A 26,855-nucleotide genomic window follows, 5' to 3' on the forward strand; every position below is an offset into this window, starting at 1 on the left:
TTTGAGGTGGACGGGGTCGAGCTGCGCTTCCGCGCCTCGCATTTCCCCTTCACCGAGCCCTCGGCCGAGGTCGATATCCGCTGTTCCTGGGCGGGCGGCAGCCTGAAAATCGGCGAGGGCGACGACTGGATGGAGATCCTCGGCTCAGGGATGGTGCACCCCAAAGTGCTGCAATCGGCCGGGATCGACCCGAGCGAATGGCAGGGCTTCGCCTTCGGTATCGGGATCGATCGGTTGGCGATGCTGAAATACGGCATCCCCGATTTGCGCGCGTTCTTTGAGAGCGACCTGCGGTGGTTGAAGCATTATGGGTTTAGCGCGCTGGATATGCCGACGGTGTTTGGTGGGTTGAGTCGGTGAGTATAGGAATTGATCCCAATAAGGTGCTGTCGGGAACCCTGAGTAAAATCGTTATCGGACTATTGGTAGTCGTGTTCGCCGCACTAGGAGCCTGGCTCAAGAAAACCGTGTTAGGGGACAAAATCGCATGGTCTAAGATCGCCGATGTGGAGCTTCCTGCTTCCGTTCGAGGCACCTGTGAAGTAGGTGGGGTAACAAGGGTTTGGATTACAAATCGCGGCCGAACCAAGGCGGAGCGGCTTTCTTTAATCACGTCCTCATCGATTGTAGCGGTAAGGATTGACCCAGTTCTAGATTATGAGCTGACTGAACTTGACGGCCACAAAATCCTAAAAATCTCTGAGATACCGAAAAAATCGAAGTTCGCAATCGACCTCTATGGGATGTCCTCAAGCCCATATGTTCGTTCCATTCGCCTAGATGGAGACGAAATTACAGAGACTAGGTTTGAGAAGATTGCAGGGGAAAACGATATCGTGTTGCCGCCTTGGTATACGATACTCTTTTGGCTATCAACCTTGGCGCTCGTTGTTCAGATGGCGGCTCAGCTTGCTACGGGCTTTGGGTTGTTGCCGGAAATAGCGACGGCCAAATGAAATTGACCCTCTCCTAGCTGAATTATCACCTCTAGGAGGCCCCCGATGCCCATCACCTTCACCTTCGGCGACAGCCGCGCGCTCTGCGACCAGCTCCTCGCCCTGATCCGCCAAGGCAAGAAGACCGCCACCTGCGGCGCGCTCACTTACTTCACCGAAGGGGGCGAGAATATGCCGGTGGTGGGGCGGCGCGATATCGCCCTCGACTGGGATGGCAACCCCGCGATCATGATCGAGACCATCGAGGTCACCATCCGGCGCTTTTGCGATGTCGATGAAGATTTCGCGCTGGCCGAGGGGGAGAATGACACGCTCGAGGGCTGGCGGCGCGACCATCGGGCCTATTTCGAGCGTAACGGAGGTTTTGATCCCGAAATGGAACTCGTTTGCGAGCGGTTTCGATTGGTAGAAGACCTGCAAGGAGCCAAATCATGACCACCCAACCCCGCCTCTTCGACACCCCCGCCCACGAGCAAACCCCCGAACAGCGCCGCTTCTACGCCTATACCGAAATCGCCTACACCATCGTCGATTTCAGCGCCGCCGCCTGTTTCGTGATCGGCTCGATCCTGTTCTTCTATGCCTCGCTCTCGGTCCCCGCGACGTGGCTTTTCCTCATTGGCTCGCTGCTTTTTGCCGCAAAACCCTCGATCCGGCTATGGCGGGAGTTGAAACTCCTGCGCATGGGCGATTACAAGGACCTCGCGCAGCGCAAGTAACCCCGAGGGAAGCCCATGAAATTCACACTCTCCTGGCTCAAGGATCACCTTGATACCACGGCCTCCGTCGATGAGATCGCCTATGCGCTGACCGATCTGGGGCTTGAGGTCGAAGAGGTCATCGACCCCGCCGCCAAGCTGGCCGCGTTTACGCTGGCCCGTGTCACCGCCGCCCAGCAGCACCCCGATGCCGACCGGTTGCGCGTGTGCACCGTGCTCACCGATGAGGGCGAAAAGCAGATCGTGTGCGGTGCGCCCAATGCGCGCGAGGGGATTACGGTCGTGCTGTGCAAGCCGGGCGATTATGTGCCCGGCATCGACGTGACGCTGAGCGTGGGCAAAATTCGCGGCGTCGAAAGCCACGGCATGATGGCGTCCGAGCGCGAGCTGGAGCTGAGCGACGAGCATAACGGCATCATCGAGCTGCCTTCGGGCGAGGTCGGCCAAAAATTCACCGACTGGCTGGCCGCCAACCGCCCCGAGGCCGTGGACCCGGTGTTCGACATCGCCATCACCCCCAACCGCCCCGATGCGTTGGGCGTGCGCGGCATTGCCCGCGATCTGGCCGCGCGCGGTTTGGGAATGCTCAAACCGCTAGAGGTCGAGCCCGTTCCCGGCGGCTTCCCCAGCCCCGTTTCGGTCAGCATTGACCCGGCGCTCAAGGACAAGGGCTGTCCGCTCTTCGCCGGTCGCGTCATTCGCGGCGTCACCAACGGCCCCAGCCCGGAATGGCTGCAAAAACGCCTGCGCGCGATTGGCTTGCGCCCGATTTCCGCGCTGGTCGATATCACCAACTATTTCACCTATGACCTGAACCGCCCGCTGCATGTGTTCGACATGGCCAAGGTTGCAGGCGATCTGCGTATTCAGCCTGCCAAGGGCGGCGAAGAGTTCCTCGCGCTGGATGAGAAAACCTACACGATGCGCGCAGGCGACATGGTGATTTGCGATGATAACGGCGTCGAAAGCTTGGCCGGGATCATGGGTGGCGAGGCCTCGGGCGCGGATGAAAACACAATCGATGTGTTCCTCGAATCCGCCTATTGGACGCCGATCACCATCGCCGCTACGGGCCGGGCGCTGAAAATCAACTCCGATGCGCGCTATCGGTTTGAACGCGGGATCGACCCTGAATTCACCCTGCCGGGGCTGGAACTGGCGACGCAGATGGTGCTGGATTTGTGCGGTGGCGAGGCGTCCGAAATCGCGATGGATGGCGCGGTGCCCGACACCTCGCGCGCCTATCGCCTCGACCCCGCGCGGGTGATCTCGCTGGTCGGCATGGATATCCCCGAGGCCACGCAGCGCGAAACGCTGAGTGCTTTGGGCTTCACGCTGCAGGGCGACATGGCAAGCCCGCCGAGCTGGCGCCCCGATGTTCTGGGCGAGGCCGATCTGGTCGAGGAAGTGGCCCGCATCGCCTCGCTTACCAAGCTGCAAGGCCGGCCTTTGGCGCGTGAAACCAGCGGCGTTCCGGGCACGATCCTGACGCCGATGCAGGTACGCGAACGCATGGCGCGGCGCACGATTGCCAGCCTTGGCTACAATGAATGCGTGACCTATTCCTTCATCGACGCCGAGAGCGCGGCGCTGTTCGGTGGCGGTGCGGATGCGACGAAGTTGGAAAACCCGATCTCCTCGGAAATGACCCATATGCGCCCCGATCTGCTGCCCGGTCTGATGCAGGCCGCGGCACGCAATCAGGCGCGCGGTTTCAGCGATCTGGCCCTGTTCGAGGTCGGCCCCGCCTTCAGTGGCGGCGAGCCGGGCGAGCAGGTGGTGCAAGCGGCAGGCCTTCTGATCGGCCAAGCGGGTCCGCGCGATCCGTGGGGGTCGCGCCGTCCGGTGGACCTGTATGACGCCAAGGCCGATCTTGAGGCCGCGCTTTCCGCCATCGGTGCCCCGGCGCGCGCGCAGATCACGCGCAAGCTTGACACGTGGTGGCATCCTGGTCGCGCGGGCACGCTGGCGCTTGGACCCAATGTGCTGGCCAGCTTTGGCGAGGTGCATCCCAAGACGTTGCGCGAAATGGGCGTCAAAGGCCCCGCTGTCGCCTTCACGATCTGGCTGCAAAATGTGCCCTTCCCAAAGAAGAAAGGGTCCACCCGCGCCGCATTGGATAGCTCTGATCTGCAAGCCGTCGAGCGCGATTTCGCCTTTGTCGTAGATGCCCAGGTCGAGGCGATCACAGCCGTCAACGCCGCCCTTGGCGCGGATAAAAAGCTGATCGACAGCGTGCAGCTGTTTGACCAGTTCACCGGCGCAAAGGCCGAAGAGCAGATGGGCGCGGGGAAAAAATCCATCGCGCTCAGCGTGCGCTTGCAGCCGCGCGATGCGACCCTGACCGATGCGGAAATCGAGGCGGTGAGCGCCAAGATCATCGACAAGGTCACCAAGGCCACCGGCGGCGCGCTGCGCAGCTAAAGACGCGGCGTCACCCTTTGCGAACGAAAAAAACGCGATAGGCTCCTTCCCAGCCGGGGAGGAGCCTGATGCGTTTTGATTACCTGATCTTGGGGGGCGGTTCTGCGGGCGCGGTTCTGGCCGCGCGGCTGTCGCAAGACCCCGATTGCACCGTTTGCCTGATTGAGGCGGGCACAGAGGCGCGCGACATCCTTGTGCGTGCGCCCGCGCTGGTGGCGGCGATGGTTTCGGGGCGGCCGCAACTCCACAACTGGGCCTATCACACCACGCCGCAAGCCGAGCTTAACGGGCGGCGCGGATTTCAGCCACGTGGCCGCGGGCTTGGCGGTTCATCCGCGATCAACGCGATGCTTTATGTGCGCGGCCAGCCGCAGGATTACGACGATTGGGCCGAGATGGGGGCCGAAGGTTGGGATTGGCAAAGCTGCCAGCCGTGGTTTCTGGCAAGCGAGCGCAACATGCGCGGCGCTTCTGACTGGCATGGCGATGCGGGGCCGCTACAGGTGGGCGATCAACGCCGCCCGCGCCCGATTTCGCGTGCTTTCGTTGAGGCTTGCGCGGCAGTGCAATGCCCGCCAAACGCCGATTTCAACGGCCCCGACCAAGAGGGCGCGGGGCTGTATCAGGTCACGCAGTTTTGGGACGGGCCGCGCAAGGGCGAGCGTTGCTCGGTCGCGGCGGCCTATTTGCACCCGGTCATGGCACGGCCCAACCTGACCGTTCTGACCCGCGCGCGCGCCGAGAAAATCCTGACAACGGACGCCCGCGCCACCGGGGCGCTGATCCGCCAAGGGCGCAAGCGATTCAGTGTTGAGGCCACGCGCGAGGTGATCCTCAGCGCCGGGGCCTTTGGCTCGCCCCAACTGTTGATGCTGTCGGGCATCGGACCTGCCGATCATCTGCGCGAACACGGGATCGAACCGGTGCTGGACCTGCCCGGCGTGGGGGCGAACCTGCACGACCATCTCGATTACATCATCAGCTACACCTCGCCGCGCCGCGATGTGGTGGGGCTCAATCCGCGCGGGATGATGCGATTGGCGCGCGCAGGCGCGGGCTGGCGCAAACATGGCGAGGGGCTGTTTGCCTCGCCGATGGCCGAGGGCGGGGCGTTTTTGCGCTCGGACCCCAGCCTCGATCGGCCCGATCTGCAACTGCATTTCGTGGTTGGCATCGTCGATCAGCACATGCGCAAACCCCATCTCGCGGATGGCTGGTCGGTGCATGTCTGCGCAATGCGGCCAAAATCGCGCGGCACGCTGCGCTTGGCCAGCGCCGATCCGCGCGCCGCGCCGCTGATCGACCCGGCGTTTCTGCAAGATCCGCGCGACCAAGCCCTGATGCTGCGCGCCGCCCGCCTGCTAGAGCAGATCACCGACGCCCCGTCGTTGGACCCGTGGCGCGGGCGCAAACTGTATCCCCATGACGGAACGGACGCCGCGCTGATGGCCGATATCCGCGCGCGCGCCGATACGATCTATCACCCGGTGGGCACCTGCCGGATGGGGCGCGACGAGATGGCGGTGGTTGACCCGCAACTGCGCGTGCAGGGGATCGCGGGGCTGCGGGTGGTGGATGCCTCGGTGATGCCGCAAGTGGTGTCGGGCAATACCAACGCCCCCACGGTGATGATTGCTGAACGCGCGGCCGCGTTTATGCGCGCTGATCGGTTGGGTGATTGACCCCATCCGCCCAACGCACCGGGTCCAGATCGCGCGGGTTCACACCCTCTAGGCAGGCCGCATTCACCCCGTATTCATTCGGGTTTGAGCGGCGCTGGTGATGGGTGTAAATCCCACAGATCTTGCAGAAATAATGCTTCGCCGTCATCGTGCCGAATTGATAGAGCGTCAGGGCCTCGGCCCCCTTCAAGATCCGGATGCCATCAAGGGGTGCGCTGACCGCAACCGCTCCGCGCCGCCTGCAAAACGAGCAATCGCAGCGCCGCGCCGTCGCCAGCCCATCGCTCAGCGTGACCGCCATCTCGACTGCGCCGCAATGACAGCTCAGCCGGTGGGGGGATTGAATATCGGGCAACATCAGCGGTCTCTCCTGACTACGGGGATCGGGGTTTGCCCGAACCGGCTTGCGGGGTGTGGCGGGTGGCCATGGGTGCGTGACCAGAACCTCGGCCCGCCCAAGACCAACCACAGCGGAACACACAGTGCAAGCCCCGCCACAAAGCCGCCGATATGAGCCAGATGCGCGACTCCGCCGCTCGTTCCGGCCATGATTTCATTGCCGACCTGAATACCGAACCACACCCCCAGCACCGCCCAAGCGGGCACCGGCCAGATCTTGTAAATCAGCACGAAGAAGAACATCACGTCGATGCGCGCGCGCGGATAAAGCAGCACATAGCCCCCCATCACCCCCGCAATCGCCCCCGAGGCCCCCACCATCGGCACCATCGATTGCGGATCAGACGCCACCTGCGCAAAGGCAGCCGCCAGCCCGCAGGCGAGGTAAAACGCAGCAAAGATCACATGCCCAAGCTGATCTTCAAGATTGTCACCAAACACCCAGAGAAACAGCATATTCCCGGCCAGATGCAAAATCCCCGCATGCAGGAACATATGCGTTACCAGCCCGTGCAGCATTTCGCCCTGCGTCACGGCCCCCGGCCACAGCGCGTTGCGCAACCAGGCCCCGTGCAGATCCAGCCCCCAATCGACGGTCATCACATAGACCGCACAATTGATCGCGATCAGCGCCCAAGTGACATAGGGCACAGAGCCCGACGGGTTATGATCGCGCAAGGGGAACATGGGCGCGAGTGTGCCATGCAAGCCGCTTCGGTCAAGGGGAACTTGGCGCAGATCGCAAGGTGCCTCTGGCGCTTATCGCTTGGCGGTGATCACCGGCTTGCCATCGACCATCAACTGTAACCGGTCGTCCTCGATTTTCACCTCATCGACGCGCGCGATATTGGAATGAAACGCGCCTTCCACAGCCATGACATCGGCCGGGCATGCCATCCGCGTGCCAACCAACTCGCCCACGCGCACCCGCCCGCCTTGGTTCGAGATCCGCCCGTTATAGCGATTGCACCCCGAATTGCCCGCGATCAGCCCTTTTTCGGGATGGGTCAGCGTCACCTCGACATTGGCGGGCACCGGCTGCCCGGCAATCTCGGTCACCTCCCAGATCACGTTGGGCGCAAGCGCCTCCAAAGGGTCGGACTCTTGGGGTTTGCACCCGGCCAACACCGCCAGTGCCAGAACCGATCCGATCATGATCGCACGCATCACATTTCCTTTTGCCAGACGCCTCCGGATCGCAGCACCCGCACCACCTTGCAACGGCGTTATGGGCACATGGGAAAAGGGCGGTTGCCCCCCAATAGCGCGCCCCGCCAAGCGCGACCATTCACGGAGTCGTGATGGATTGCGACATCGGCGCGCATCCTCCTTGGCCGCAGCTTCAGTTGCCTCTATGCTCATTCAGCGACAGGAGGATTCCCGATGATCAATGAACTAGGCCATTTCGCCTTGATACTGGCACTTGGTGTGGCGCTGGTGCAGGCAACGGTACCGCTGGTGGGCGCGCATAAAGGCTGGCGTGGCTGGATGGCGGTGGGCGACCCTGCCGCAATTGCGCAATTCTTGCTGCTTGTGGTCAGCTTTGCGGCGCTGACCCATGCCTTTGTGGTGTCGGATTTCTCGCTGAAACTGGTCTGGGCGAACTCCCATACCGATAAGCCGATGCTCTATAAGGTCACCGGGGTTTGGGGCAACCATGAGGGCTCGATGCTGCTCTGGGTGCTGATCCTCGCGCTGTTCGGGGCCGCTGCCGCCTTTTTCGGGGGCGCCCTGCCGCCGCGTCTGCGCGCGCGTGTGCTGTCGATTCAAGCCTGGATCGGCGTGGCGTTCCTCGCCTTCATTATCTTCACCTCTAACCCGTTCACGCGTCTCACCGAGGCGCCGTTCAATGGCGAGGGGATGAACCCGCTTCTGCAAGACCCCGGTCTCGCATTTCACCCGCCGTTCCTGTACCTCGGCTATGTCGGGCTTTCGATGGCGTTCTCTTTCGCAGTCGCGGCACTGCTTGAGGGGCGCGTCGATGCGACCTGGGCGCGCTGGGTGCGCCCTTGGACGCTGGCGGCCTGGGTTTTCCTGACCATCGGGATCGCGCTCGGCTCCTGGTGGGCCTATTACGAACTTGGCTGGGGTGGTTTCTGGTTCTGGGACCCGGTCGAGAACGCCTCGTTCATGCCGTGGTTGCTGGCCGCTGCCCTGCTGCATTCCGCGATCGTGGTGGAAAAGCGCGAGTCGCTGAAAAGCTGGACGATCCTGCTGTCGATCATGGCGTTCGGTTTCTCGCTGATCGGGACGTTCATCGTGCGCTCGGGGGTGATCACCTCGGTGCACAGCTTTGCCTCTGATCCGTCACGCGGGATTTTCATCCTTGGTATTCTGGCCTTCTTCGTGGGCGGCGCGCTGACATTGTTTGCCTTCCGTGCGGGCTCGATGCAGGCCAAGGGCGTGTTCTCGATGGTGAGCCGCGAAACGGCGCTGGTGGTGAACAATATCCTGCTGGCTGTGGCCGCTTTGGTGGTGTTTGTCGGCACGATCTGGCCGCTGGTGGCCGAGATGTTCTTTGGCCGTAAACTGTCGGTCGGGGCACCGTTCTTTGATCAGGCGTTCACACCCTTCATGATCATTCTGGCGCTGGTATTGCCAATCGGTGCGATGATGCCGTGGAAGCGCGCGCGCCTTGGGCGCACCGTGCGTCGTCTTGTTCCCGCCTTCGTGCTGGCGCTGGCGATTGGTGGTCTGGCATGGTCGCTGGAAACGGGCAATTCGCTGATGGCGCTGATCGCAACCTTCCTTGGTAGCTGGCTGGTGCTGGGCTCTGCAACCGAGCTGTGGACCCGCGCCGCCGGGAGCCCTGCGCGTCTGCGGCGCTTGCCGCGCGCGGACTGGGGCAAGGCCACGGCACATTCCGGACTTGGCATCACCTTTATCGGCATCGGCTTGTTGCTGGCAGGATCGGTCGAGGATATCCGCGTGGCGCAGTTGGGTCAGCCCTTCACCGTGGATGGCTATGAGATCACGCTGCAAAAGGTCGAGGCGGTGCAAGGTCCGAACTACACCTCCACCACCGGCACGATGGTGGTCAAACAGGACGGCAAGCTGATCGCCACGATGCATCCCGAAAAGCGGATCTATCCGGTGCAGCGCATGCCCACGACCGAGGCCGCGATTCACACCACCTTCCTGCGCGACATCTATCTGGTGATCGGTGATCCCCAGCAGGATGGCGGCTATGCGGTGCGCACCTATATCAAGCCGTTCGCGGATTGGATCTGGGCGGGGGCGATCATCATGGCGCTGGGCGGTTTGCTAAGCCTGAGCGATCGGCGCTACCGCGTCGCGGCGGGTGCACGCAAAACCAGCACCGCGCCGACCCATGCAACTCCGGCGGAATAAGCAATGCTTAAGAAACTCGTTCTCAGTTTAGTTTTGCTTATCTGGGCCGCGCCAATCTACGCGGTCCAGCCCAGCGAGGTGCTGAAGGATCCCGCGCTCGAATCCCGTGCGCGCGAGATCTCGAAAGTGCTGCGCTGCCCGGTCTGTCAGGGTGAAAATATCGACGACTCCAATGCCGCCGTGTCCAAGGACCTGCGGCTTCTGGTGCGCGAGCGTCTGCAGGCGGGCGACACGGACACGCAGGTGATCGACTACGTCACTGATCGCTACGGCGAATATGTGCTGTTCGAGCCGGAAAAGACCGGGGCGAACCTGCTGCTGTGGTATCTCGGGCCGGGCGCGTTGTTGCTGGCGCTGATCGGGGGATTTTTCTACGTCCGCTCACGGCGCAATGCGAGCGAGGGCCCAGCGTCGCCCGCGCTGTCCAGCGATGAAGAGGCGCGGCTCAAGGAATTGATGGCCGACTAGATCACTTTGGGACCGGGCGTCACGCCGCCCTGTCTGGAGACTGCGCTTAACCCTGCGCCATCGCTATGTTTGGGCGGTCAGATTGTCTTCCCCCGCCGGTTCCGACGGGGGAAGATAGGCTTAGGCCAGCGTCGAATTGTCGATCACAAAGCGATATTTGACATCGGATTTCAGCATCCGCTCATAGGCTGCGTTGATCTCCTCGATCCGAATGACTTCGACATCCGAGGTGATGCCATGCGCGCCGCAGAACTCCAGCATCTCCTGCGTTTCCTTGATCCCGCCGATCAAAGAGCCCGCGACCGAACGCCGCCCGAGCACCATCATGACCGAATTCAGAACCGGATCAATCGGCCCCAGATAGCCCACCAGCACCAGCGTGCCATTATAGGCAAGCGTCGGCATGTAGGGGTTGATGTCATGGACATAGGGCACGGTGTCGATGATCAGATCGAACTCATTGGACACGCCGGCCATCGCATCGGCATCGGTCGAGATCACGACCTTATGCGCGCCAAGCCGTTTGGCGTCTTCGACCTTTGAGGGCGAGCGCGAAAACAGCGTGACCTCAGCGCCCAGCGCATTGGCCAGTTTCAGCGCCATATGCCCCAGCCCGCCAAGCCCGACAACCGCCACTTTAGACCCCTTCCCCACGTTCCAATGGCGCAGCGGCGACCAGGTGGTGATGCCCGCACAAAGCAGCGGCGCGGCCCCCGCTGGGTCCAGAGTCTCCGGCACGCGCAGGACGAATTTATCTTTGACGACAATGGATTGCGCATATCCGCCATGGGTGATCGTGCCGTCCACCTTATCGACAGACCCATAGGTACCCGTCCAGCCGTTCAGGCAATATTGCTCTTCGTCGTGATCGCAGGCGGCACAATGTTGGCAGCTATCCACCAGACAGCCGACACCGACAAGATCGCCGGCTTTGAAGCCAGTTACATCGGCCCCGACCGCGCGCACGCGGCCAATGATTTCATGGCCCGGAACGACCGGATAGGTCGTGTGACCCCAATCGTTGCGCGCGGTGTGCAGGTCGGAATGGCACACGCCACAAAAATCGATATCAATCGCCACGTCATCGGGACGCAAGGCGCGCCGGTCGATGGCAAAGGGCGTCAGATCGGCGTCAGCGGCGGTTGCAGCATAGGCGTTTACGGTCATGCTCGAGTCCTTGTTTGGGAGGGCGCGCGGCAGACATTGCGCGGCTTGAGGCACAGGGTAGCCCGCTTGCGCTTGATGAGTAGGGTCGCTCACGCGCAGGCAGCGTTCACAAAGCTGTATGGATCGTCATCCTGTGCGATGCGGCGGCACTGCGCAGGGGCGCGACCCCGACGCCCGCGCCTTGCGATGGGGCAACAAAAAAGGCCGCCCCTAAGGGCGGCCTTTCAGAATTTCGATAGAGCGTGCAGTGCTTAGGCAGCAACAGCCGTTGCAGCGGCAGCTTTGGCCTGCTCCACGATGGCGGCGAACGCCTCGGGCTCGTGCACGGCGAGATCGGCGAGAACCTTGCGGTCCACTTCGACACCAGCCAGAGCCAGACCGTGGATGAACTTCGAGTAGCTCAGATCGGCATCGACCAAACGCACGGCGGCGTTGATACGCTGGATCCAGAGCGCGCGGAAGTTACGCTTGCGTGCCTTGCGGTCACGGGTCGCGTATTGGTTGGCCTTGTCGACCGCCTGCGTAGCAGTACGGAAGTTGCGCGAGCGCGCGGAGTAATAGCCTTTCGCCTTTTTCAGCACTTTCTTGTGCGCGGCGTGGGTGACTTTCCCGGATTTAACGCGTGACATTGTTCAAGTCTCCCGATCAGCGATTATAAGGCATGTATTTCTTCACGATTTTCGTATCCGCGTCGCACAGCACCATGGTGCCTGCAGTGTCGCGGATGAATTTCGTGGAGCGTTTGATCATGCCGTGGCGCTTACCAGCGTGACCGACTTTGATCTTGCCGGTCGCGGTGAACTTGAACCGCTTTTTCGCAGCGGATTTCGTCTTCATCTTGGGCATTTACAGCTCCTTTTCAGGGTGTGGAAGCGCGACTCGGCATGCCACTTTGGCCGGCCACGCGTGGGTCGAGCGCGCTGGATAGACGCGCGGGCTGCGCTTGGCAAGGCCAAACTTGCGAAATCACAGAGCAAAGCGCAAAGCGCTGGCTAGTTGAAGACCCGCGCGACAGTGCGTGCCACCGCGTCGGGGACGCGTTCAATCGTGTAGCCGCCGGGTTTGGCGTAGAAGGCCAGCAAGATCAGCCCGCCCGACACCAGAACCGCCAAGGTTGCTGCGCGCGGCGGACGTTGATCGGAAAAGGCCGAGATGACGGCCGGGATCGCGAAAATCGCGATCACCAGACCAATCGTCAGGATCAGATCGGTATCAAGCCCGGACAAATCCATGGCACGCCCCTTTCGTGATGCTCTCCCTCAGGAAAGTTTACTCAGGGTCAGTGCGATAAATCAATCTTTCATCGCAGGGCGCGACACGAAGAATGTTGGTTGTGCCCTGCACGTTAAAGGGCACACCAGCGGTCACGATGATCTGCTGCGTCTCATCGGCAAAGCCGAAATCGCGCGCCGCGCGGGCGGCGTTGACGACAGCCTGCTTAAAGCGCTCCAGCTCGCCGCAATGCACGGCGTGCACGCCCCAGGTCAGGGTCATACGGCGTAGCGTGGCGTCGATCGGCGAGAGCGCGATGATTGGCACGCGCGGGCGTTCGCGCGCGGTCAGTGCCACCGTCTTGCCCGACTGGGTATAGGCGCAGATCGCCGCGATATCCGTGGTCTCGGCGATCTCGCGTGCGGCAGCCACGATCCCGTCGGCGACGGTCTGGCGGTCGGCATTGCGCGAGGCTTCGATGACTTCGCGATAGATCGGATCTTTCTCGACCGAGATCGCGACGTTGTTCATCGTCTCGACCGCTTCGACCGGATAGCGCCCGGCTGCGGATTCCGCGCTGAGCATGACCGCATCGGCGCCTTCATAGATCGCGGTGGCCACGTCAGAGACTTCGGCGCGCGTCGGCATCGGGCTTTCGATCATCGATTCAAGCATCTGGGTCGCGACGATCACCGGCTTGGCGGCGGCGCGACATTTGCGGATCAATTGTTTCTGGATCGGCGGCACGGCCTGCACCGGCAATTCGACCCCAAGATCACCGCGCGCGACCATCACCCCGTCAGACACGGCAAGGATGTCATCAAAGCAGCGCACCGCCGAGGGTTTCTCGATCTTGCTGAGGATCGCCGCACGGCCCTTGGCCAATTCGCGCGCCTCGATCACGTCTTCAGGGCGCTGCACGAAGCTGAGCGCCAGCCAGTCCACACCCATCTCGCAGGCGAATTCCAGATCCTTGCGGTCCTTGTCTGACAGCGCGGCCACCGGCAGCACCACGTCGGGCACGTTCACGCCCTTACGGTCGGAAATCGTGCCGCCCACGGTAACGGTGCAATTGGCGTAATCAGCACCGCAATCTTCGACGCGCAGGCGGATCTTGCCGTCATTGACCAGCAGCTCCGAGCCCGGTTCGAGGGCGGCGAAAATCTCGGGATGGGGGAGGCGCGCGCGTTGATTGGTGCCCGGCACGTCTTCAAGGTCAAAGCGGAACGCATCGCCCTCTTTGAGTTCGACGGCACCGGCGGCAAAAGTGCCTACGCGCAGCTTTGGCCCCTGAAGGTCAGCGAGAATAGCGATCGGGCGCGAAAACTCGGTTTCGAGCTTGCGAATGATAGCGTGACGGGCGCGATGCTCGTCATGGGTGCCATGGCTCATATTGAGGCGGAACACATCAGCACCGGCGACAAACAGCGCCTTGATGCTTTCATAGTCCGATGAGGATGGGCCCAAAGTGGCCACGATTTTAACGTTGCGAAGGCGTCTCATGCGTCCTCGTCTCCTGATCAAATTGGTGTCATTTCGTGGGCCAATAAAGGGTATGGCGCAAATTGTCGCGGGCTGCAACTGGCCCTTGGGTCAAGTTTCGGTCTATTTGGGGCGATATCGAGCAAGCGTGAAGAGATGATGACAGATCAATCCCCCTACACAATTACCGGCAAGGCGCGCGCTGCGCGTTGGCTTGTCACCTGCGATCATGCCCGCAACACGGTGCCCGACTGGGTGGCGGGGGGCGATCTGGGAATTGCGGCGACGGATATGGCGCGCCACATCGCCTATGACGTGGGCGCACTGGGTCTGTCGCAGGCCCTGGCCGAGCATCTGGACGCGCCGCTGATCGCAAGCAATTTCTCGCGGCTCGTGATTGATCCGAACAGGGGCGAAGATGATCCGACGCTGGTGATGCAGCTTTATGATGGCACGATCATTCCCGCCAATCGCGTCGCCAGTCCGGCGCAGATCACAGAGCGGCTAGAGCGGCTGTATCGCCCCTACCATCAGGCCTATCGCGACTTGGCCGCGCGGCGCGATGATCGCGTGATTTGTGCGGTGCACTCTTATACGCCCCGACTGCGCGGGCGGGCGCTGCGCCCTTGGCAAGTGGGGGTTCTGCATGACCATTCCGATAGCCGCCTCGCCCTGCCCCTGATCGCGCGACTGCGCCAAGAGCCCGATCTGTGCGTGGGCGATAACGAGCCCTATCTGGGCCATCTCGAGGGCGATTCCATCGACCGCCACGCGTTGCAACACGGCCGCCCCAACGTGCTGATCGAGCTGCGCAACGATCTGATCGAAACCCCCGAGCAGCAAGCCCAATGGGCGCTCCGGCTGGCCCCGATTTTGCAACAGGTCCTCACCGAGAGCGGCCTGTAAGGCGGTAATTTTACCAAGAATCACGGCTCAATTTCGCTACAGACATTGTAGCGCCGTCTGATGCCGTCTTTGGCGTGGTTTGGCCGGGCGCGCAGGCGCAAGCGGCGCAATACGCGCGAACAATGTCTGGAATTTTGACGTCATTGTTGCGCAGTGAAAAACGTGATCTCGCGCATTCGTTATTTTCGTTGACCAAGCCGTGATCAGCTCGGATAAGCAAGATATTAACCTTTTCCGGGATTTCCACGATGTTCGCATTACTTTTTTTAGCCTTTCTTCCCTTGGCCTTCGTGATGGGTGGCGCCTCCGATGACGATGAAACCGATACGCCCTCCGAAAGTGAAGACGATCATAGCGCTGATACGGGCAATGGCGATTTGACCGATGCGCCCGTCGACACAGGCACGAATGCGGGCAGCGACACCGGCAACACCGATCAAGGCAACACCGACACTGGCAGCGATAGCACCGCGGGTGGCGACGCGGGCAGCGACACCAACTCGGGCGCGGATACGCCTGCGACGGGTAAGGACCCCGAAGCCGGCGTCAGCATCGTCGGCGCAAGCCCGGGCCCAGGCGAAGGCGTCGATCTGCGAGGCGGGGCGTTGAACGACACGCTGCGCGGCACCGATTACAGCGATACGCTGAACGGTTCGTCGGGGGATGACACGCTGTGGCTTGAGGGCGGCGACGATGGCAACACACTGGATGAGGCCTCAGCCAAGTACGTCTTCTCGACCAGTTCGATCAACTCGTTGGTCTTCCGTCTGGAATCCAATGACTATTTTGGCGGCACCGGCGGGTCTGGCGACGACTACATTGATGGCGGCAGCGGCAATGATTCCCTGCTCGGCGGGTATGGAGACGACACGTTGCGCGGCAATACCGGCGATGACGTGCTGTTTGACTATCAGGGCAGCGATTCCTTGAATGGCGGCTATGGCGATGATGAACTTGTCGCCGTCGACACTCTGTCGGGCTATTCCGATACCTTGGATGGCGGTGCAGGCAATGACGTGTTGTTCGCTGATGACGGCGATCAGGTCACCGGCGGCACGGGCTGGGATAATTTCGTGGTTTCGCCCTCTAAAGGGGTGGGACAAGCGGCCACGATCACCGATTTCAACCCGACCCCGTCGGGAACGGCCGAGAACGGGGATACCGGCGAGGTCCTGTTGATCGACGTGTTCAATTACAAGGCCAGCGACGATTTCACCATCGGGCAGACCGGCGCGGATGTGACCGTCTCGCTTTGGGGTCAGTCGGTGGCGGTGCTGCAAAATACCCAGCTTTCGGATTTGCAGCCGACCTCGGTCGTGTTGGGGATCGACTCGACGCTGAATACCGCATCGCCCGAGATCCATCTGCCACGCAGAATCTGACACGTTCAGGCCCGAATCGGCGGTCTTTGGCGGGTGAAATCAGCGCTGGTTTTGCCCGCTTTTAGCTTGCTTTCTCTACCCCGTTTTTGGCTTTGATGCACGCGTTTTGGGTAATCCTACCGAGAGGTTGAGATTGGCAAAGCAGACGTGAACAATCCCCCCCGATCGCCCTCACAAACGCCTTGCCCGCTGTGCGAGCGGCCCGCATGCTACCCGTCACATTCGGGAGTTTTCACCTATGTTCGCTTTGTTCCTTGCCGTGACAATCGCGCTGGCCCTGCTGGGCTGGGCCGAACTTTCGCCCCGCCCTGCTGGGGTGAAAAACACGCACGCGCAGACCCCGGCAAGCGACGCGGTGACCGCCCCGCACATGCACAGGAAACGCGCCAAGTTCGAACTGCCTCGATTCAAACTACCCCAGTTCAAACTGCGCTTCCTCAAGCGGGCGGCCAAAGGCCAAAGCGACGAGACGCTTAGCCATTTGACAGCTCCGATCGTGCCGCTCAGTGAATTGCGCGAGACAGCGCTGGAAGACGCGCAAAGTGATGCTGCGCGCACGCGCCCGGATCGCGGGGCAGCAGCTGTGCCGGGCGATGCTGATGCCGCCGTCATGGCCCGGATCGCGGCGATGCTGGACAGCCCTGAAGCAGAAAGCGATCTTGCCGAAGATGAGGCCGACTTGCCGCGCATCACGGGGTTTACGCTGGGTGACCAGATCGTACTTGAAATGGACGGCCCTGCCCCGCACCGCAATGATATCCGCTTTGCGCCCGCCCAATCGGGACCGCACACGATTGCCCTGATCGCGGATGAGCCGATCTTGCTGATCGAAAACATCGAGGCTGCACAGCTGACACCCGAGGTTGTGTCTTTCCGCGCCCAGGCTGTCGCCTGACCTCAGGCACCGCATGGGCAAAAAGCCCCGGCTGGGCTGGCCGGGGCTTTTTCATGTCGCACGTTCCGGCGCAGATCAGATCGCGGCCTTGAGGCTTTCCTCTAGGTAGATTTCACGCAGACGCGCCGCCACGGGGCCGGGTTTACCTGACCCGATCGTCGCGCCATCGACCTCGACCACCGGCATCACGAACGCCGAGGCCGAGGTGAAAAACGCCTCATCGGCGGCCTGCGCTTCGGCGATGGTATAAGGGCGTTCCTCGATCTCCATCTGCGCTTCGGCGGCGTATTTCAGCAGTGAGACGCGGGTGATCCCGTGCAGGATATCATGCGACAGATGCCGCGTGATGATCTTGTTGCCCTTGACGATATAGGTGTTGTTCGAGCTGCCCTCGGTGACAAACCCGTCCTCAACGAACCACGCATCATTCTTGCCCTGCGCTTCAGCGGCCATCTTGGCCATCGAGGGATAGAGCAGTTGCACGGTCTTGATGTCGCGGCGATGCCAACGCAGATCGGGCAGCGAGATCACCTTGATGCCGATCTTGGCTTTGGGATCATTGGCGAGGTTCGTCTTGGCTTGGGTATACAGCACAACGGTGGGCGGCGTGCCTGCGGGCGGGTAATGGAAATCGCGATCCCCCGCATTGCCGCGCGAGACCTGCAAATACACCAGCCCCTCGTCAATATTGTTGCGCGCGATCAGCTCGCGGTGGATCTCGATCCATTGCTCGCGGCTCAGATCGCAGGTCATCTCCAACTCGCTGAGCGAGCGGGCCAGACGGTTCATGTGACCCTCGAATTCGAGGATCTTGCCGCCCAAAATCGAGGTGACCTCATAAACCGCGTCGCCCATCACGAAGCCCCGGTCAAAGATCGAGACCGTGGCCTCTTCCTCGGGCAGATACGCCCCGTTCAGATAGACAGTCCGGCTCATTTCGATCTCCTTCACTCAGCCCCAAAGCTCTGGCTCGGGCGGGTCCATTTTGCTGCCCTTGTAATGCAACGGCACGCTGCGGTCTTCGGCCAGAAGCAACGGGCCGTCAAGGTCCACGAAATCGGCGCCCTGCGCGACCAGCACCGCCGGCGCCATCGCGAGGCTCGAGCCAACCATGCAGCCCACCATCACACCAAACCCTTCCGAATGCGCCAGCGCGCGCAGGGCCAGCGCCTCGGTCAGCCCGCCGGTCTTGTCGAGCTTGATATTGATGACATCATATTTGCCGCGTAGGTCAATCAGACTGGCGCGGTCATGGCAGCTTTCATCGGCGCAGATCGGCACCAATCGCTCGACCCCCGACAGCGACTCGTCCGCCGCCGCCGGCAAGGGTTGCTCGACCAGCACAACACCAAGACGGTGCAGCTCTGCTTGCAGATCAAGGAAGGTCTCCAGCTCCCATCCCTCATTGGCATCGATGATGATGCGGGCCTCGGGGGCCCCCTCACGCACCGCGCGCAAACGCGGCAGATCATCAGGCGTGCCCAGCTTGATTTTCAGCAACGGGCGATGGGCCTGCGCGGCAGCCGAGGCGCGCATCGCCTCGGGCGTATCAAGCGACAGCGTGTAGGCGGTGATCAGCGGTTCAGGGCGCGCCAGACCGGCCAGTTCCCAAACCGATTTGCCCGCGCGCTTGGCCTCCCAGTCCCACAAGGCGCAATCGACCGCGTTGCGCGCGGCCCCTGCGGGCAAGGCCTCTTGCAACTCGGCGCGCGTGATGCCCGCAGGCAAACTTTCGATCTGGGCGGTGACACTGTCCAGGCTTTCGCCATAGCGCGCATAGGGCACACATTCGCCCCAGCCCTTCACGCCGTCGCGATCCACCGTGGCGGTCAAAACCTCGGCCGCGCTTTTAGACCCGCGCGCGATGGTGAACACCTGCGCCAATTTGAAGGTGTCATGCTGAACGCGGATCATAAGCGCCTCTCTTTCATCTAGCTCAAAATACTCCCGCCGGAGGCTCCTGCCCCCGGCCACCTGCGCATCCGATCAGATTGCAGCGAGCGCGTCCACCAGCTTGCCTGCGCCAAAACGGAACGGGTCGGTGGCGGGCAAGCCCATATCGGCCTCGAGTTTGGCCAGATAGGCGCGCGCTTCATCCTCGGGCATCTTTTGCGTGTTCACCGAAATGCCCACGACCTGACAGTCAGGATTGACCACATGCGCAAGGCTGAGCGCCATATCGCGCAGCGCCTCAAGCGAGGGCAGCGTGTAGCCGGGCAAGCCGCGCATATGCGCGCGCGTCGGCTCATGCGACAAGATCAGCGCATCGGGTGCGCCGCCATGGATCAGCGCCATCGTCACACCCGAATAGCTGATGTGGAACAGGCTGCCCTGCCCCTCGATCAGATCCCAATGATCGGGGTCATTGTCGGGCGTAAGATATTCGATCGAGCCGGCCATGAAATCGGCAATCACCGCATCCAGCGGCACGCCGTCACCGGTGATCAGAATACCGGTCTGGCCAGTCGCGCGGAAGCTGGCCTTCATGCCACGATCCAGCATCTCGCGTTCCAGACACAGCGCGGTATACATTTTGCCGACCGAGCAATCCGTGCCCACCGCCAGACAGCGCTTGCCGGTGCGTTTCTCGCCATTGGCGATCGGGTATTTCACCGACGGAATACGCACGTCATGCAACTGACGCCCGCAAGCCTCGGCCACGGCGACCAATTCGGGTTCGTCGCGCAGCAGGTTGTGCAGCCCCGAGGCAATATCGAGCCCCTCTTCCAGCGCCTGCACCAGCACCTTTTTCCACGCCTGACTGATCACGCCGCCCCGGTTGGCAACCCCGATCACCAGCGTCTTGCAGCCCGCCGCGATGGCTTGCGCAAGGTCCATGTCGGGAATGCCCATATCGGCCTCACAGCCCTCCATCCGGAACTGACCAATGGCAAATTCGGGGCGCCAATCTTTGATCCCTTGCGCCACTTTCGCAGCCAGCGGGTCGGGCGCATCGCCCAGAAACAGCAGATAAGGGGTGTCGATCAGTGCCATTTGGGTCTCCTGTTGCGAATTCAGAGTGATGATAGGGCGCGATCGGGAAATTTCTTGGGGATTTGTGCGCATCATGGCGGGTCTAGCGGGAGATTCTTCGCCCAACACCCCAAATTGCCGCCGAAATGCCCACGCAGCCCAAGGGTCATGCTGCATTGCGGCTGACGATTCTGCACGCGCAAAATCGCCTTGCAAGGGCGCGCGCAACAATATACCCAAACCGCAACGAGAAACGTAACTTACTTGCGAAAGGCCTTCCCATGAGCTTCCGCGTCCAACCCGCTTCCCCGGCCCGTCCGAACCGCTGCCAGCTCTTTGGCCCTGGCTCCAATACCAAGCTTTTCCCCAAGATGGCAGCCTCGGCAGCCGATGTCATCAACCTCGATCTTGAGGATTCGGTTGCGCCCAACGACAAGGCGCAGGCGCGGCGCAATATCATCGCGGCCAGCCACGAGATCGACTGGAACAGCAAATATCTGTCGGTGCGCATTAACGGGCTGGATACGCCTTATTGGTATCGTGATGTGCTTGAATTGCTGGAAGAGGGCAGCGAACGCATCGACCAGATCATGATTCCGAAAGTGGGGTGCGCGGCGGATGTTTACGCCGTCGACGCGCTGGTCACAGCGATCGAGACCGCCAAGGGGCGCAAGAAAAAGATCAGCTTTGAGGTGATCATCGAAAGTGCCGCAGGCATCGCCCATGTCGAGGAAATCGCGGCCTCCTCGCCCCGCTTGCAGGCGATGAGCCTGGGGGCTGCGGATTTCGCGGCCTCGATGGGGATGCAAACCACCGGGATCGGGGGCACGCAGGAAAACTACTACATGCTGCGCGAGGGGGCGAAATACTGGTCAGACCCGTGGCACTGGGCGCAAACCGCCATCGTCGCGGCCTGTCGCACCCATGGCATCCTGCCGGTCGACGGCCCGTTTGGCGATTTCTCTGATGATGAGGGCTTCCGCGCGCAGGCCTTGCGCTCGGCCACTTTGGGCATGGTCGGCAAATGGGCGATCCACCCCAAGCAGATCGCGCTGGCCAATGAGGTCTTCACGCCCTCGGACGCCGCAGTGAACGAAGCGCGCGAAATTTTGGCCGCAATGCAGGACGCCACCGCGCGCGGCGAGGGCGCAACTGTTTACAAAGGGCGCCTTGTCGACATCGCCTCGATAAAACAGGCAGAAGTGATTGTCAGACAGGCTGAAATGATTAAAAACTAAGCCGCGTAAAAACGAATCGCGGTATAGTGATGGAATCCCGGAGCGACAGGGAGGGGAGGCCCGGTCGCATGAGGGAATAGGAACGCCCCGGCCCAAAGCTGGGGCGTCTCCGTATCTCGTGCCAGCCAGTCCCATACGGATGTGACAAGGGCGTGACGCGGCTCAGCCTTTCAGCGGAAAACGGATTTCCGTCACCAGATCCTCGGGCGCGGTATTGCTGGGATCGTTGAGATAAACCTCATACATGGCCAAATCGCGGTGCCGTTCGCCCGAATTTGGGAACCACTCCTCAACCAGCCAACGATAGGCCTCGGGCAATAAGGTGTAGGACCCTTGCACACGCAAAATCGCGTTACGCCCTGAAGGATAACGGATTTCTTCCAGCGGCGGCACCAGCGCAAAGCCCTCGCTGACGACAAAACACGCATGCGAGCGCAGATCTTCAGGTGCCACGACGCGCGGATTGTCATGCCCGATCATCGCGCCGGCTTCGACCTCGACCCATGAGGGTTCGGGGATCAGCCCGGCCAATTCCCGAAAGATCGGCCCGATTGTGGGATAGGGTCCGCGATGTGCCAACCCGGCCAAGCGCACCGAAGGTAGATGTTTCAATTCGACTTCAAACGCCATAGCGCCCCCCATCTTGCTGAGTCACGTCCGTCCTTGAACAGAAAGCCTAGCAGCCAGACGCGACTTCGCAACTGCGGCATAGTCCCGCGCGCCCGGTTGCATTTCCAGCACGCGCGCTTCATAGAAAGGATCAGTTTGCGACACCGGGGTGATCCATGACCTATCTCGAATTTGAAAAACCGCTCGCCGAAATCGAAGGCAAAGCCGAAGAGCTGCGTGCGCTGGCTCGCAAAAACGAGCAGATGGATGTCGAAAAAGAGGCCAAGGCCCTCGACAAGAAAGCCGATACGATGCTGCGCGATCTGTATAAAGATCTCAGCGCCTGGCGGAAATGCCAGGTCGCGCGCCATCCCGAACGGCCCCATTGCCGCGCTTATATCGACCAACTTTTCACCGAGTTCACCCCCCTCGCAGGCGATCGCAATTTTGCCGATGACCATGCGGTGATGGGCGGGATCGCGCGTCTCAATGACCGTCCGGTGATGGTGATTGGCCATGAAAAAGGGCATGACACCACCAGCCGGATTGAGCGCAATTTCGGCATGGCGCGCCCGGAAGGTTACCGCAAGGCAGTCCGTTTGATGGATCTGGCAGATCGGTTCGGACTGCCCGTGGTGGCGCTGATCGACACGCCCGGCGCTTATCCCGGCAAGGGCGCCGAAGAGCGCGGCCAATCCGAGGCCATCGCGCGTTCGACCGAGAAATGTCTGCAGATCGGCGTGCCGCTGATTTCGGTGATTATCGGTGAAGGTGGCTCGGGCGGAGCTGTGGCGTTTGCCACCGGGGATCGCGTCGCGATGCTGGAACATTCAGTCTATTCGGTGATCTCGCCTGAGGGCTGCGCCTCGATCCTGTGGAAGGATTCCGAGAAGATGCGCGAAGCCGCCGAGGCGCTGCGCCTGACCGCGCAAGATCTGAAAAAGGTGGGTGTCATCGACCGGATCATCAAAGAACCGATGGGCGGGGCGCAACGCGATGCGCGTGCGGCCATTGCCTCGGTCGGCTCTGAGATTGAGCTGATGCTGGCCGAGTTGGACGGGATGGCCCCCGCCGAATTGATCGCCTCGCGGCGCAAGAAATTCCTCGATATCGGCACGAAGGGGCTGGCGGCGTAACGCGCGCCCGGCCCCCGTCACAGCCCGTCAGCTTAAGACAGCCAGCTTAGCCCTTGGGCGCGATGAACCCGGCTTCGGCCATCAGTTTATCTGACTCCGCCTCGACCCGGCGTTGCAACTCGGCCAGCAGCTCGGCCGCAGGCAGGCCGGGCGCAATCGGGGGCATGAATTCGACCACGCCCACCCCGGAATGGATCGGCCAGCCGCGCTTGCTCCAGAACACGCCGACATTGGTTGCAATCGGATAGACCGGCAGGCCCGTCGCATTCGAAATCACCCCGATCCCCTGCTTGTAGCGGCGCTTTTCACCGGGATAGGTGCGCGTGCCTTCGGGGTAGATGATCAACTGGCCCAAACCATTCTTTTGCGCCTCTCTCACGCCCTCAAGCATCACCTTCATCGCCTCTGACCCGCGCGAGCGGTCAATCGGGATACAGCCCGCCTGCAACGCGAACCAGCCCATGATTGGCACGTTCATGATCTGCTTTTTCATGATGAAAGAGCGCTGCGGCATGTGATGGGCGAGGATCAGAATATCAAAGAAACTTTGATGCTTGGCCCCAACCAGACAATCGCCGGTGGGCATCTCGCCGCGCAATTCATAGCGCAGCCCCAGATAGAACCGCGCCGCCGCCAGCAGGTGTCCCGACCAGACCGAGGCCACCCGATGTGCCCCGATGCGACCGCGGGGTAGCTGGAATATCAGCCCCCAGATGCCGAAAAACAGCGTCGCCAAAGAGATGTGGAAATAAAACACCGCCGCGCGCACATAGCTGAACCACGTGATCTTGCCGGGGTGATAGGGGGTCGTAGGCTCTGTCATCAGCGAATTCTCCGAAGCATTCGTGTGGCGGCAAAACGGGTCGCGCCATAGGCGACAATCGCAGCCACTGGCGGAATAATCAGCGGCCAGAGCCAGCCCCAACCGCTAAAGCCCAAGCCGGTCAAAAAGCCACCAGCCTCATTGGTCGAGGGGAGTGCGGCCACCGCCACCATTCCCAATAGCACACCCAGCCCAGCCCCTGCGAGCCCGCGCAGCGTAAAGCGGCGCACAAAAGCGCGCGCAATGAACGTATCGCGCGCGCCCACCAGCCGCAGCGTGGCGATCACCTGCCCATTGGCGGCCAAGGCAGCTTGCGCGGCCAGCGTGATCATCCCCGCCATCGCCCCGAAAATCAGCACCAGCGACATCAGCCCCAGCAAGCGGATGCGTTCCGCCGCCGCCACCAACGGGCGACGCCAGCGGGTGTGATCATCAAACACCGCGCCGGGCGCTTCGCCCTGAAGGCGCAGGCGCAACCCTTCGGAGTCAACGCCTTCACTGGTCTCGGTGACCGCGATCAGTTTGGGCAGCGGCAGCGCGTCAACGGGCAGATCGGGGCCGAACCACGGCTTGAGCAGCGCCTTCATCTCATCATTGCCCAGCACCCGGTCACTGGCCACGCCTGGCGTCGTTTTAAGGACCGCCAGCACGGCAGCGACCTGCGCCTCCATCTGATCGGGCGGGGCGGAAATGCGGATCGTGGCCGAACGCGCCAGACTATCGGCCCAGCGATTGGCCAGCCGCCCCGTGGCCAGCGACAGGGCCAGCGCGAAGACTGCCAGAAACGCCATCGCGGCGGCGGTGAGCAGCGTCAAGCGCGCGGTAAAGCCGGTGGGCGGCACCACGCGATCTGCGCTGGGACGTTCTGATTTCAGCAAGGACAGCGGCGCGCGCATCACAGATCCGCCCCCGCATGTTGCAACCGCCGGTTCGCGATCCGCAGCACCCGTGCCGAGACCTGCGCCTTGGCCTGACGGATCAGATTCAGGTCATGGGTCGCGATCACCACCGTTTTGCCCATCCGGTTGAGTTCCACCAAAAGCGACAGAAGGCGCAGCGACATTTCCCAATCGAGGTTTCCCGTCGGCTCATCGGCCAAGATCACATCGGGTGACATGATGATCGCCCGCGCCAGTGCGGCGCGTTGACGCTCGCCGCCCGAAAGCTGCGCCGGGCGGGCCTCGCGGCGATGTTTCAGCCCGACCCAGCCCAACAATTCCCGCAGTTCCGGCGCATTCACCGGACGGCGCGAGACCGTCAACGGCAGGGCGACGTTTTCCTCAACCGAGAGATGTTCGAGGAACTGACAGTCCTGATGCACCACGCCAATACGCTGGCGAATGCCCGCAATATCATCGCGCGTCATCGCCAACGCGTCCTTGCCAAACAGCGTCATTTGCCCCGCAGAGGGCAGCAATTCCGCGTAGCATAACTTGAGAAACGTCGTCTTGCCTGCCCCCGACGGGCCCGTCAAAAAATGAAACGATCCGGGCGCCAAGCTAAGCGACATGTCGCTTAACAGCTCTCCCCCGCCATAGCTCATCGCCACATGTTGCAGTTCGATCACTGCCAAGCCCTCTATTTTGTGCGCCTCAAAGGCCCTGTGTGACCAAAATGCTTGGACTTTCGCCTTGCGCTTGCTACAACATAAAGAAGCAGTTGGCCAGAACAGCAAAACGCCAACATGGGCAGGGACGGGATATAAGATGCGCTTGGTTTGCCCCAATTGCGGCGCTCAGTACGAAGTAGACGATGCGGTCATCCCACCGAACGGTCGCGATGTGCAATGTTCGAATTGCGCACATGGCTGGTTTCAGCCGAGTAAAGCGATGCTTGATGCGGATGCCGATCCGGTCAGCCCCGATCCCGTGCCAGAAGATTGGGACGCCGAAGAATGGGAAAGCGCGGTTGACGCGCCTAAAGCGTCGCCCATCGCTTCGCCGGCTTCCCCAGAGGCGACGCTGGACGCTGCGCCCAAGCCTGAGCCTGAGCCTGAGCCTGAGCAAGACCTCGCATCCGAGCCTGACGTGGCGCAAGAAGAGGTCGCGCAAGACACCCCCGAATTGGAAGACGCGCTTGAGGATGACGAAGATCCCATCGATTGGGATTTCGACGCCGATGAGGCGGAGGACACCGAGGGCACCCAAGCGTCTGCCCCGGAGTCCAGCGCCCCTGCGCCCACCGATCTAGACGCTGATCTCGACCAAGACGACGTAGCAAGTAGCGACTCGTCGGATTCCGAGCCCGCCGCAAAAGACGACGATCTGACCGATGCCGCCATCGCCGCACTTGTGGCGGCAAGCGCCGAAAGCGCCGCGATGCGCGCCGCGCCCAAAGCCGGTTCGACACCGCGCAAGCCGCTTGATGACAGCCTGCTTTCGGTGCTGCGCGAAGAGGCCGCACGCGAAGCTGCACAACGCCGCGCCGAGGGCGTGAGCGAGATGCAGGTGCAAGACGAGATGGCGCTTGATGGCGCGCAAGAGGTCGACGAGACCCCGATTGCGCCCGCCGCCCGGTTGGCCGCACAGCGCCGCGCGGTGCCCGATTTCTCCGATCTCAACGACCCCGATGCCGAGGATGAGGATCGCGTGGCCGATCTTTATGGCAGTGAGCCCGATGATCCGCAGCATACGCGCGGGCGCGGGCGGCTGCCCGATATTGACGAGATCAACGACACGTTAACCGCAACCAGTGACCGCGCCGGCGAGTCGATTGCCGAAAGCTCGCCAGAGATGGCGGCGCGGAGGCGGTCCGGGTTTTCGCGCGGGTTCACGCTGGTGATCGCGATCGCAGCGGTTCTGGCGCTGGCCTATATTTTCGCCCCCCAGATCAGCGCGCGCGTGCCAGCGACCGAGGCCCCCTTGGCACGCTATGTCGCGACGGTCGATGAGGGCCGAGTTTGGCTGAATGCGCAGATGAGCGCGATCACCGATAAGCTGCAAGGCGATAGCGCGGGCGCGCAATAATCCCGTCCGTGCCGATCAGGCCTGACGGTTTTTCGCGCGTCATCACCCCGCGGTTTCGCCGTTCCTG

The 26,855-nt window shown here is 61.9% G+C and carries 28 protein-coding genes and 1 pseudogene; 14 read left to right on the plus strand and 15 right to left on the minus strand.

Annotated features, from left to right (window positions below):
* The 6 genes and pseudogenes from QZ571_RS11505 to QZ571_RS11530 all read left to right on the plus strand — a co-directional run.
* Positions 1 to 360: pseudogene (locus QZ571_RS11505) on the plus strand (phenylalanine--tRNA ligase subunit alpha); the annotation flags it as partial.
* Entirely contained in the window at positions 357 to 956 is a 600-nt protein-coding gene (locus QZ571_RS11510; protein WP_295534747.1) for a hypothetical protein, read from the plus strand. The pseudogene QZ571_RS11505 and the gene QZ571_RS11510, both read left to right, overlap by 4 nt.
* Positions 957 to 1,001: 45 nt before the next feature.
* Complete coding sequence (locus QZ571_RS11515; RefSeq protein WP_295534750.1) at positions 1,002 to 1,391, plus strand: ASCH domain-containing protein; 390 nt, start codon at positions 1,002 to 1,004, stop codon at positions 1,389 to 1,391.
* Entirely contained in the window at positions 1,388 to 1,675 is a 288-nt protein-coding gene (locus QZ571_RS11520; protein ID WP_295534753.1) for a YrhK family protein, read from the plus strand. The genes QZ571_RS11515 and QZ571_RS11520 overlap by 4 nt, the downstream gene beginning before the upstream one ends.
* 15 nt (positions 1,676 to 1,690) lie before the next feature.
* On the plus strand, positions 1,691 to 4,099 hold the full coding sequence (gene pheT, locus QZ571_RS11525) for a phenylalanine--tRNA ligase subunit beta (protein WP_295534755.1): 2,409 nt from the start codon (positions 1,691 to 1,693) through the stop codon (positions 4,097 to 4,099).
* A gap of 68 nt (positions 4,100 to 4,167) precedes the next feature.
* Entirely contained in the window at positions 4,168 to 5,781 is a 1,614-nt protein-coding gene (locus QZ571_RS11530) for a GMC family oxidoreductase N-terminal domain-containing protein (RefSeq protein ID WP_295534758.1), read from the plus strand.
* Here QZ571_RS11530 and QZ571_RS11535 read toward each other — a convergent pair.
* From QZ571_RS11535 to QZ571_RS11545, 3 genes are all read right to left on the minus strand, one after another.
* Positions 5,753 to 6,139: a GFA family protein gene (locus QZ571_RS11535; RefSeq protein WP_295534762.1), complete on the minus strand. Its 387-nt coding sequence runs from the start codon at positions 6,137 to 6,139 to the stop codon at positions 5,753 to 5,755. The genes QZ571_RS11530 and QZ571_RS11535 overlap by 29 nt on opposite strands.
* On the minus strand, positions 6,139 to 6,867 hold the full coding sequence (locus QZ571_RS11540) for a rhomboid family intramembrane serine protease (protein WP_295534764.1): 729 nt from the start codon (positions 6,865 to 6,867) through the stop codon (positions 6,139 to 6,141). The genes QZ571_RS11535 and QZ571_RS11540 overlap by 1 nt, the downstream gene beginning before the upstream one ends.
* 72 nt (positions 6,868 to 6,939) lie before the next feature.
* Positions 6,940 to 7,347: an META domain-containing protein gene (locus QZ571_RS11545; RefSeq protein WP_295534767.1), complete on the minus strand. Its 408-nt coding sequence runs from the start codon at positions 7,345 to 7,347 to the stop codon at positions 6,940 to 6,942.
* 216 nt (positions 7,348 to 7,563) lie between these two features.
* Between QZ571_RS11545 and QZ571_RS11550 the strand changes: the two genes are divergently transcribed.
* Together QZ571_RS11550 and QZ571_RS11555 are read left to right on the plus strand one after the other, a co-directional pair.
* On the plus strand, positions 7,564 to 9,531 hold the full coding sequence (locus tag QZ571_RS11550) for a heme lyase CcmF/NrfE family subunit (protein ID WP_295534770.1): 1,968 nt from the start codon (positions 7,564 to 7,566) through the stop codon (positions 9,529 to 9,531).
* 3 nt (positions 9,532 to 9,534) lie between these two features.
* Positions 9,535 to 9,999, plus strand: coding sequence for a cytochrome c-type biogenesis protein (locus QZ571_RS11555; protein WP_295534773.1), 465 nt, complete (start codon positions 9,535 to 9,537; stop codon positions 9,997 to 9,999).
* 120 nt (positions 10,000 to 10,119) lie between these two features.
* Here the strand turns inward: QZ571_RS11555 and QZ571_RS11560 are convergent, their stop codons facing one another.
* The 5 genes from QZ571_RS11560 to pyk all read right to left on the minus strand — a co-directional run bounded on the left by QZ571_RS11560 (position 10,120) and on the right by pyk (position 13,881).
* Complete coding sequence (locus QZ571_RS11560; RefSeq protein ID WP_295534777.1) at positions 10,120 to 11,166, minus strand: NAD(P)-dependent alcohol dehydrogenase; 1,047 nt, start codon at positions 11,164 to 11,166, stop codon at positions 10,120 to 10,122.
* 251 nt (positions 11,167 to 11,417) lie between these two features.
* Positions 11,418 to 11,795 carry a 50S ribosomal protein L20 gene (gene rplT, locus QZ571_RS11565; protein WP_295534778.1) on the minus strand — a complete coding sequence of 126 codons (378 nt, stop codon included), beginning with the start codon at positions 11,793 to 11,795 and terminating at the stop codon, positions 11,418 to 11,420.
* Between the two features lie 16 nt (positions 11,796 to 11,811).
* Positions 11,812 to 12,012, minus strand: coding sequence for a 50S ribosomal protein L35 (gene rpmI, locus QZ571_RS11570; protein ID WP_295534781.1), 201 nt, complete (start codon positions 12,010 to 12,012; stop codon positions 11,812 to 11,814).
* Between the two features lie 146 nt (positions 12,013 to 12,158).
* Entirely contained in the window at positions 12,159 to 12,398 is a 240-nt protein-coding gene (locus tag QZ571_RS11575) for a hypothetical protein (protein ID WP_295534784.1), read from the minus strand.
* Between the two features lie 37 nt (positions 12,399 to 12,435).
* Positions 12,436 to 13,881: a pyruvate kinase gene (gene pyk, locus QZ571_RS11580; RefSeq protein WP_295534788.1), complete on the minus strand. Its 1,446-nt coding sequence runs from the start codon at positions 13,879 to 13,881 to the stop codon at positions 12,436 to 12,438.
* Positions 13,882 to 14,019: 138 nt separating this feature from the next.
* Here pyk and QZ571_RS11585 point away from each other — a divergent pair, with 138 nt between their 5' ends.
* The 3 genes from QZ571_RS11585 to QZ571_RS11595 all read left to right on the plus strand — a co-directional run bounded on the left by QZ571_RS11585 (position 14,020) and on the right by QZ571_RS11595 (position 17,043).
* Positions 14,020 to 14,766, plus strand: a complete 747-nt coding sequence (locus QZ571_RS11585; protein WP_295534791.1) for an N-formylglutamate amidohydrolase — start codon at positions 14,020 to 14,022, stop codon at positions 14,764 to 14,766.
* 248 nt (positions 14,767 to 15,014) lie between these two features.
* Positions 15,015 to 16,148, plus strand: coding sequence for a calcium-binding protein (locus tag QZ571_RS11590; protein WP_295534794.1), 1,134 nt, complete (start codon positions 15,015 to 15,017; stop codon positions 16,146 to 16,148).
* A 238-nt stretch (positions 16,149 to 16,386) separates the two neighbouring features.
* Positions 16,387 to 17,043, plus strand: coding sequence for a hypothetical protein (locus QZ571_RS11595; RefSeq protein WP_295534797.1), 657 nt, complete (start codon positions 16,387 to 16,389; stop codon positions 17,041 to 17,043).
* A gap of 75 nt (positions 17,044 to 17,118) precedes the next feature.
* Here QZ571_RS11595 and QZ571_RS11600 read toward each other — a convergent pair whose 3' ends face one another.
* From QZ571_RS11600 to dgcN, 3 genes are all read right to left on the minus strand, one after another.
* A complete protein-coding gene (locus QZ571_RS11600) occupies positions 17,119 to 17,979 on the minus strand; it encodes a D-amino-acid transaminase (RefSeq protein ID WP_295534800.1) in 861 nt (286 codons plus the stop codon).
* Between the two features lie 15 nt (positions 17,980 to 17,994).
* Positions 17,995 to 18,957 carry an N-acetyl-D-Glu racemase DgcA gene (gene dgcA, locus QZ571_RS11605; protein ID WP_295534803.1) on the minus strand — a complete coding sequence of 321 codons (963 nt, stop codon included), beginning with the start codon at positions 18,955 to 18,957 and terminating at the stop codon, positions 17,995 to 17,997.
* Between the two features lie 72 nt (positions 18,958 to 19,029).
* Complete coding sequence (gene dgcN, locus QZ571_RS11610; protein WP_295534890.1) at positions 19,030 to 20,031, minus strand: N-acetyltransferase DgcN; 1,002 nt, start codon at positions 20,029 to 20,031, stop codon at positions 19,030 to 19,032.
* Positions 20,032 to 20,297: 266 nt separating this feature from the next.
* Between dgcN and QZ571_RS11615 the strand changes: the two genes are divergently transcribed.
* On the plus strand, positions 20,298 to 21,254 hold the full coding sequence (locus QZ571_RS11615; RefSeq protein WP_295534806.1) for an L-malyl-CoA/beta-methylmalyl-CoA lyase: 957 nt from the start codon (positions 20,298 to 20,300) through the stop codon (positions 21,252 to 21,254).
* Between the two features lie 162 nt (positions 21,255 to 21,416).
* Here the strand turns inward: QZ571_RS11615 and QZ571_RS11620 are convergent, their stop codons facing one another.
* Positions 21,417 to 21,884, minus strand: a complete 468-nt coding sequence (locus tag QZ571_RS11620) for a GyrI-like domain-containing protein (protein ID WP_295534809.1) — start codon at positions 21,882 to 21,884, stop codon at positions 21,417 to 21,419.
* A gap of 155 nt (positions 21,885 to 22,039) precedes the next feature.
* Here QZ571_RS11620 and QZ571_RS11625 point away from each other — a divergent pair, with 155 nt between their 5' ends.
* Positions 22,040 to 22,999, plus strand: coding sequence for an acetyl-CoA carboxylase carboxyltransferase subunit alpha (locus QZ571_RS11625; RefSeq protein ID WP_295534812.1), 960 nt, complete (start codon positions 22,040 to 22,042; stop codon positions 22,997 to 22,999).
* 46 nt (positions 23,000 to 23,045) lie between these two features.
* Here QZ571_RS11625 and QZ571_RS11630 read toward each other — a convergent pair whose 3' ends face one another.
* From QZ571_RS11630 to QZ571_RS11640, 3 genes are read right to left on the minus strand one after another with little or no spacing between them, the layout of a single operon-like run.
* Positions 23,046 to 23,822: a 1-acyl-sn-glycerol-3-phosphate acyltransferase gene (locus QZ571_RS11630; protein WP_295534815.1), complete on the minus strand. Its 777-nt coding sequence runs from the start codon at positions 23,820 to 23,822 to the stop codon at positions 23,046 to 23,048.
* Positions 23,822 to 24,718, minus strand: a complete 897-nt coding sequence (locus QZ571_RS11635) for an FtsX-like permease family protein (protein ID WP_295534818.1) — start codon at positions 24,716 to 24,718, stop codon at positions 23,822 to 23,824. Before QZ571_RS11635 ends, QZ571_RS11630 begins: the two co-directional genes overlap by 1 nt.
* Positions 24,718 to 25,389, minus strand: coding sequence for an ATP-binding cassette domain-containing protein (locus tag QZ571_RS11640; protein ID WP_295534821.1), 672 nt, complete (start codon positions 25,387 to 25,389; stop codon positions 24,718 to 24,720). The genes QZ571_RS11635 and QZ571_RS11640 overlap by 1 nt, the downstream gene beginning before the upstream one ends.
* A gap of 139 nt (positions 25,390 to 25,528) precedes the next feature.
* On the opposite strand from QZ571_RS11640, the gene QZ571_RS11645 reads away from it, so the two are divergent.
* Positions 25,529 to 26,788, plus strand: coding sequence for a zinc-ribbon domain-containing protein (locus QZ571_RS11645; protein WP_295534824.1), 1,260 nt, complete (start codon positions 25,529 to 25,531; stop codon positions 26,786 to 26,788).
* The last annotated feature ends 67 nt before the right edge of the window (positions 26,789 to 26,855 follow it).

The organism is uncultured Thioclava sp., from assembly GCF_913064665.1.
In the GTDB taxonomy this organism is placed as follows: Bacteria; Pseudomonadota; Alphaproteobacteria; order Rhodobacterales; family Rhodobacteraceae; genus Thioclava; species Thioclava arctica.

Coding starts and splice junctions, on each gene's coding strand:
- QZ571_RS11520 (WP_295534753.1), top strand. CDS start 1,388: ATGACCACCCAACCCCGCCTCTTCGACACCCCCGCCCACGAGCAAACC.
- pyk (WP_295534788.1), bottom strand. CDS start 13,881: ATGAGACGCCTTCGCAACGTTAAAATCGTGGCCACTTTGGGCCCATCC.
- rplT (WP_295534778.1), bottom strand. CDS start 11,795: ATGTCACGCGTTAAATCCGGGAAAGTCACCCACGCCGCGCACAAGAAA.
- QZ571_RS11540 (WP_295534764.1), bottom strand. CDS start 6,867: ATGTTCCCCTTGCGCGATCATAACCCGTCGGGCTCTGTGCCCTATGTC.
- dgcA (WP_295534803.1), bottom strand. CDS start 18,957: ATGATCCGCGTTCAGCATGACACCTTCAAATTGGCGCAGGTGTTCACC.
- QZ571_RS11585 (WP_295534791.1), top strand. CDS start 14,020: ATGACAGATCAATCCCCCTACACAATTACCGGCAAGGCGCGCGCTGCG.
- QZ571_RS11560 (WP_295534777.1), bottom strand. CDS start 11,166: ATGACCGTAAACGCCTATGCTGCAACCGCCGCTGACGCCGATCTGACG.
- QZ571_RS11615 (WP_295534806.1), top strand. CDS start 20,298: ATGAGCTTCCGCGTCCAACCCGCTTCCCCGGCCCGTCCGAACCGCTGC.
- QZ571_RS11550 (WP_295534770.1), top strand. CDS start 7,564: ATGATCAATGAACTAGGCCATTTCGCCTTGATACTGGCACTTGGTGTG.
- QZ571_RS11635 (WP_295534818.1), bottom strand. CDS start 24,718: ATGCGCGCGCCGCTGTCCTTGCTGAAATCAGAACGTCCCAGCGCAGAT.
- QZ571_RS11600 (WP_295534800.1), bottom strand. CDS start 17,979: ATGAGCCGGACTGTCTATCTGAACGGGGCGTATCTGCCCGAGGAAGAG.
- QZ571_RS11575 (WP_295534784.1), bottom strand. CDS start 12,398: ATGGATTTGTCCGGGCTTGATACCGATCTGATCCTGACGATTGGTCTG.
- QZ571_RS11545 (WP_295534767.1), bottom strand. CDS start 7,347: ATGCGTGCGATCATGATCGGATCGGTTCTGGCACTGGCGGTGTTGGCC.
- QZ571_RS11595 (WP_295534797.1), top strand. CDS start 16,387: ATGTTCGCTTTGTTCCTTGCCGTGACAATCGCGCTGGCCCTGCTGGGC.
- QZ571_RS11515 (WP_295534750.1), top strand. CDS start 1,002: ATGCCCATCACCTTCACCTTCGGCGACAGCCGCGCGCTCTGCGACCAG.
- rpmI (WP_295534781.1), bottom strand. CDS start 12,012: ATGCCCAAGATGAAGACGAAATCCGCTGCGAAAAAGCGGTTCAAGTTC.
- QZ571_RS11630 (WP_295534815.1), bottom strand. CDS start 23,822: ATGACAGAGCCTACGACCCCCTATCACCCCGGCAAGATCACGTGGTTC.
- pheT (WP_295534755.1), top strand. CDS start 1,691: ATGAAATTCACACTCTCCTGGCTCAAGGATCACCTTGATACCACGGCC.
- QZ571_RS11645 (WP_295534824.1), top strand. CDS start 25,529: ATGCGCTTGGTTTGCCCCAATTGCGGCGCTCAGTACGAAGTAGACGAT.
- QZ571_RS11535 (WP_295534762.1), bottom strand. CDS start 6,139: ATGTTGCCCGATATTCAATCCCCCCACCGGCTGAGCTGTCATTGCGGC.
- QZ571_RS11530 (WP_295534758.1), top strand. CDS start 4,168: ATGCGTTTTGATTACCTGATCTTGGGGGGCGGTTCTGCGGGCGCGGTT.
- QZ571_RS11555 (WP_295534773.1), top strand. CDS start 9,535: ATGCTTAAGAAACTCGTTCTCAGTTTAGTTTTGCTTATCTGGGCCGCG.
- QZ571_RS11590 (WP_295534794.1), top strand. CDS start 15,015: ATGTTCGCATTACTTTTTTTAGCCTTTCTTCCCTTGGCCTTCGTGATG.
- QZ571_RS11620 (WP_295534809.1), bottom strand. CDS start 21,884: ATGGCGTTTGAAGTCGAATTGAAACATCTACCTTCGGTGCGCTTGGCC.
- QZ571_RS11625 (WP_295534812.1), top strand. CDS start 22,040: ATGACCTATCTCGAATTTGAAAAACCGCTCGCCGAAATCGAAGGCAAA.